The following is a 5,718-nucleotide window of genomic DNA, read 5'->3' as shown; positions in this document are numbered from 1 at the left end:
CCTCTTTTAACTATGGGGTCTTTTTTTCGGCCCAAATACGGCTTTGGGGCGGACTATTTCCCCCGCATGGGTATAAGAAGTGCGATTCGTTGAAACGTGAATCACGGTGAATGCCCGTGCGCGACTTGAAATAAATGGTCGTTTAGTCTGGAGAGCCCTCTTCCTTAGAGGATTCACACCCTCTACCCCTATGTAAAAGACTCCATAAGAGTCCGGTCACGGTCAAGTAAGCCATGAAACAACCGGAATGCAGATCACAAATGTACTTAGTGCTACTAGCCTAAAGTAGTTCAGAGGCTAAGGGGAGTTCCCAGGGGGAACGCATCTTATTGAACACTGTTCATCAGTGGTGAGTATATTTTGAGATAAATTCACCATTCAAAGAAGCTACCGACACGCTTTGTAATGACTTTTTAGCGGGACTTAAACAAAAAATACGGTGAAAATACGTTATAATGCTTGCATAGCAAGCATATAACGTTAAAGAATGACCAAGGGTAATTGCTCAACTAGGGAAAAAAGGGAGCCATCAGTAGAGAGAGCTTGTTGAATAGATTGATAAGCCGTCAAGCCATGACGGTTGCCAGTATTAACAACTGAACGAACAGCAGCAAACAAATCTCGCCCCCATGAAGAACGGAAGCCATTGGTCACACGGCGAAATATCACGCTCATCCGAATCGCCTGTTCACTACTATTATTCGTTGGTGGAATCCCCGCCTCTTCCAGAAATAGAAATAAATTGTCCATCAGCCCACCGTAACGTTTTCGTAACCGGATACCATCCGGATCATGTAGCGCTAAATTTAAAATCCCGGTTAATCTTTCCTGTAAATTTTCTCGGTATCGCTTGAGTCTGGCATCGTCGATTTTTTCTCGTCGTCGATGGATGATAAAAGCTCTTAATAATAATCTCTTCATCGCTGGGGCAAAAATCCTGTCCCCAGCGTCAATCGCATATTGGCAATCCCGCAATTGATGAGCCAAACACACTTGCCATTGTGGTGCGGGGTGATTTTTTTGAGCGCTAAATAAATCTGACACCCAGATATCGGGCATTGGTAACAAGTTAAAAGGGAGTAGATTTTGTCAATACCTCTTGGGATAGAAATATTATTAAATGATAATGATAATCAAATAGGGGAAGAGTGAGAGAGTCCGCCGCAGGCGGACTCTCTCACCCGATCGCGATTATCATTATTAATAAGTTGTGTGCTCGATTGGCGTTGCATCGCGATCGATAATAATGGTGGGCGATGGATAATAGTGGCGGGCGATGGATAATAATGGTGGGCGATGGATAATAGTGGCGGGCGATGGATAATAATGGTGGGCGATGGATAATAATGGTGGGCGATCGATAATAATGGCGGACGATCGATAATAATGGCGGACGATCAATAATAGTTGCATATCCCCAGCACGGCAGCGTCGGGGCAAGCATAATAGTTGCACCACCTTGGGGAGACCGAAGGATATAATTGACAAATAATTGAGCGATTGTGTAGGTCAGTAAATATGGCTAAAAGTCAAAAAACCAACCGTGACCATGCCAAAAAAACCACAAGGCCGATGGTGGAAGACGAGGAGATTGCCTCACAACTATCGGCATTACTAACACCGGCCATTACCTCACAAGAAAATTACTACCGTCAACTGGGTTTGCGAGGGAAAATTCTCAACTTACCGTTGATGGTAGCAGCAGTATTAACTTTGCTGTGGCGAGACGTAGCTGGAGTAACAGAACTCACAAGAATGTTGGCAAGAGCGGGTTTTTTGTGGTGCCGACCCACAACAGTCACTCAACAAGCAATGTCTCAAAGATTTTTAAGTTTTCCTGCCACATTATTTGAAGGAGTCTTCAAAAATTTATGGCGTTGCTGAATCAAGGTATGAATGCCCCAGGAATGGGAATATCGTCAAACTTCAAGTAATGTATTAATAACTTAATAGAATGCTTGAGCATTTCCTCACATTTATAATAACAAAGAGTCTTACGATGTAGCCGAGCCAAATAATGTCTTAGTCTGGTATTTTCCCCTTCTACTCTGGTCATATAAGTCTTGCTAATAATCTGATCCCCATCAGGAATAAACATGGGATATACAGACCATCCATCAGTTACATAAAAATAGCATTTCCATGCACTTACTTTCTCCCATAATGGTTCAAATGTCTTAGCGCTATGATCCCCTAATACCCATCCTAAAATTCCTGGTTGAAAGTGGTCAACCGCTGTCCACAACCATATCCTGTCTGTTTTTTTTTTACATAAGTTTGTAATTCATCGAGTTCACCAACTTCTGGGATGACTTCAGGGTCATAAACATCTGGCAACAGTTTTCCGACTTGTTTTACCCAATTTATTACGCTCGGTATGATGAACACCCTTAACTCGTTCTATCGCACGTAAACCCATACCATTGACATACATTTTTAGGCAATCACGTTTGATGGCCTCGCTATAACCTCGCTGGGGTTCATACTGATTGAGGAATTGACGACCACATTGGACACAAATGTGATTCTGTTTTCCTTTTTTATTGCCGTTTTTACGGATATGGGTTGATTTACATCCCACATTCCGCAGTTCTGGCTTTGATGACTAAGGATTTTCATACCTTCACTGTAGGAAAAATATCTGTGCCTACCTTTTCTAATTTTAGTATCATTTTTTTGCGATTTTGGCGAAATATAAGAAATTGGAATTCACAGATATTGCCTAATATATTCATTAGGCAATATCTGAACTCATTCTCCCTAAATAAGACATCACAATTCCGGCAACATGAGTGTTCTGTTGCCAACAATTTGAATTTATTTAACAATATTTTCCGGTTTGTTTTCCGAGTTACCCATCTTCAACTATTAAATAATATTGACCGCAAACCTTTCCTAAATAATTTAATATCTCCCGACGTTCCTTTGTTAAGTTGCTTATTTGTTCGGCTCCATTGAGGTTGACTAAATGTACGGCTTGAAACATCTGAAATACCCACCGCATTGTCGGTTTATTTGTCATTTTCTTGACCTGGTTTCTGATGCTGGCATTGGCTGATTCTAATTCTTGTCTCAACTTTCTTTGGGCGAGATTATATACTAATAAACATACTCCCATTATCATGGCAATTGCTTCTACTCTCTCGGTTTTTTTCACGAAGACGCTTGATGTGAAAAATAATGGGTCTTTTAAAAATCTAAATCCTCTTTCGTTACTTTGTTGGTCTTTGTATTCTTCTAATATCTGCTGGTTGGTTATTTCGTTTTTATCTAAAATGTTTGTTGCCAGTATAAATCTCCCTGTTTTAATTTTTTCGGCGGATATTATTTCGGGTCTCGTTTCTATTTTACCGATTATTTGATAGGCTATTGTGTCTATATCACTAGCTTTTTTGGCTGGTGTTTTTTGTTTTTTATGGCTTTTTTCTTGACATTCAATTTCGGTAATCTGGTGATATTTCCATGTGTCTGATAGATTTTTTATGGCGGTTTCTGCGTCGGCAATGCAGGCAAATTTTTGCCGGTAAAGCTTGCGTAGTGCGGCTTGGGCCCTTGATTGTTGTTTGTTTACTTGTTTGTCTATTTGTTTGATGCTTGCTTGTTTCCTGAGTTCACTTTCTATGACTAACCATCTTTGTTTTATGTTTCCATATTCGCTAGCTCTTTCGGCTATCTTATATCCTTTTTTTGAGCTTGATTGCCATTCGCTTTCTTGGATGTCTACGATTTGCTCTTGGGCTGATTTTATGCTTAATGGGACTCTTGTTATCCATTTGATTCCTGTCATTGCTGATAGGTTTTACCTGGTGTATAAGGCGCTGTCTGCTACGCAGATTCCTTCAAATGTCCACTGTTTTTTGAATTCTTTTAGTCTTGATACGAATACGCTTTTGTCGTCGATGTTTCCTGAATCTATTTTTAGATATAGTGGTATGTCTCCGTCTCCTGTTACAATCATGTCTATGATAAATTGTTTCAGGTCTGGTCGATGGTCTCTGGAATATCCGTGAACTATTTCTATTGGTTTCATTTCTGATATTTCTGGTCCGGGTTCTTTTTCTGTTTGGTCGCTGTTTTTAACTTGGGTTTTATATTCTCCTTGTACATACATTGAACTTCCATCTAAATAGATGCTGTTCATTTTTACTTGGAATTTATGGGCGGCTTTCATGGCGATTGTTGTGAAGAGTTTTGTTCCACTTGATAATATTTGTCGAGAGCTCTTCCCAGTCTATCGTCGTTTAGATGTTCGGGTAGTATTCCCTTTCCGATTAGATGTGATGTTGCTTTTCCTACAAAAAATTCCTCGAATATGTATAATGGGGCGCTTAAAAAGCCTAGTCCATTCAAAATCATTGCTTTCATGACTTGTCCTGGGCTGAGCATTTCTTGGGTTGTTATTCCTACTATTTTATTGACTTCTTCTACTAATTCCATCTCGTCTATTATCCCTGCTACTATTCCTAAATGGTCTAAATTTAGGACTTTTATGGCTTCTTGATGCTCATTCATGGTTTTTTCCTCTTGGCTCCTCATTCGTTCATTGTATCTCAAAAAAGCCTGAAGTGATTACTGGGTAATCACTTCAGGCTTGAATTTTTAAATTTTATAACCATCAATTCTATTTAAAGACCTGCGGAATGTGGGTTACATTCTGGGCATTGCATAAATTATTCCTCCTATTCATACTCTAACTCAGCAACGCCAAATTTATTACCAAGTTTAAGAACTGCTTGGTACCAGAGAAATCAACGACCTTTACCAGAAAGCATTAAATTTGCCTTGACCAAATTTTCGAGTATTTGGATAGTAGATAGTTCAACGCTCGAAGCATTGTTTTGCAAGCTCAAAAGCCTGGAAGATATACCAAAAGGGCAGTTGGCAGGAAAGATGGCAACAGTCATAGATTTAATGACCAGGCTTCCTGTTGATATTTGGTTTCGGGAAAACTAAGCAAGCTTCTGATGTTAAGATTGAAGAAAATATCCTGCAATTAGTACCAGCAAATACTTTACTATTACTGGATAGGGGATTTGATCATTTTAGCTTTTGGCTCAGATTAATTGAAAGAGATATCCACTTAGTTACGCGCTTAAAAAAAGGAGCAGCAATTCAAGTACAGCAAGTATTTACCAAAAGTTACGACCTGAAATATAGTCTGGTACGTTTGGGTTCAGGAACAGCAAAAACACCATTTATTACCTTACGACTGATTGAAATTCGTTCGGGTAAAGCTTGGCATTCTTATTTGACAAGCGTACTAGATCCTCATGTATTACCACCCTACGTTGTGGCAGATTTATATCGCAGGCGCTGGAGAATTGAAGAGGCTTTTAATACCGTAAAAAGGCTGTTGTGATTAAGTTATTTGTGGACGGGTTCTCTTAACGGGATTCAGCTTCAAATTTGGGGGAGTTGGATATTTTATGCAATCTTTGTCGATTTAGGTGATGCCGTTGCTGACCAACTCTCTTTACCAATAGATTCGATTTTGTTAGAGATGATTTACCGGGGTCTTTACCATTTTTATGTAGCCCGCCAACAAGGTAAGGCAACCGATCCGCGAGAGTATTTTGCTGCGCCTGAAAATCTGTAGTTTAGACTAACCAAAGATGAGAGCGGTGGCTTTCAGAAGAACTAGAGCCACCGCGCCGGGAGAGAATAAGGGTGAAAAAGAAAACCTATCCACTCCCTAAATGAACAGTGAACGATTAAAGG

Annotated in this window: 2 protein-coding genes and 4 pseudogenes; 2 read left to right on the top strand and 4 right to left on the bottom strand. The window is 39.9% G+C overall.

The window, feature by feature from the left end; translation table 11 throughout:
• Nucleotides 1-480 precede the first annotated feature (480 nt).
• Both QUB51_RS29945 and QUB51_RS29940 read right to left on the bottom strand, forming a co-directional pair.
• Nucleotides 481-1,044 (bottom strand): IS66 family transposase, encoded by a 564-nt coding sequence (locus QUB51_RS29945; RefSeq protein ID WP_333058579.1) that lies wholly within the window; start codon nucleotides 1,042-1,044, stop codon nucleotides 481-483.
• A gap of 156 nt (nucleotides 1,045-1,200) precedes the next feature.
• Nucleotides 1,201-1,413: a hypothetical protein gene (locus tag QUB51_RS29940; protein ID WP_333058578.1), complete on the bottom strand. Its 213-nt coding sequence runs from the start codon at nucleotides 1,411-1,413 to the stop codon at nucleotides 1,201-1,203.
• 159 nt (nucleotides 1,414-1,572) lie between these two features.
• Here QUB51_RS29940 and QUB51_RS29935 point away from each other — a divergent pair.
• Nucleotides 1,573-1,872: pseudogene (locus QUB51_RS29935) on the top strand (IS4 family transposase); the annotation flags it as partial.
• A 13-nt stretch (nucleotides 1,873-1,885) separates the two neighbouring features.
• On the opposite strand, the pseudogene QUB51_RS29930 reads toward QUB51_RS29935, so the two are convergent.
• Nucleotides 1,886-2,590: pseudogene (locus QUB51_RS29930) on the bottom strand (IS1 family transposase).
• A 261-nt stretch (nucleotides 2,591-2,851) separates the two neighbouring features.
• A pseudogene (locus tag QUB51_RS29925) lies at nucleotides 2,852-4,512 on the bottom strand (IS1634 family transposase).
• Between the two features lie 195 nt (nucleotides 4,513-4,707).
• Here QUB51_RS29925 and QUB51_RS29920 point away from each other — a divergent pair.
• Nucleotides 4,708-5,590 (top strand): annotated as a pseudogene (locus tag QUB51_RS29920) (IS4 family transposase); the annotation flags it as partial.
• Between the last annotated feature and the right edge of the window lie 128 nt (nucleotides 5,591-5,718).

Origin of the sequence: Microcoleus sp. AT8-A3, assembly GCF_036705675.1 — a bacterium.
Taxonomy (GTDB): domain Bacteria; phylum Cyanobacteriota; class Cyanobacteriia; order Cyanobacteriales; family Microcoleaceae; genus Microcoleus.
The sequence above is the reverse complement of the archived record's forward strand: the minus strand, read 5'-3'. Positions and strand labels throughout refer to the sequence as shown.

What these genes read in the sequence shown, in the direction of transcription:
- QUB51_RS29940 (WP_333058578.1), bottom strand. Translation starts at nt 1,413, where the DNA reads ATGCAACTATTATTGATCGTCCGCCATTATTATCGATCGTCCGCCATT.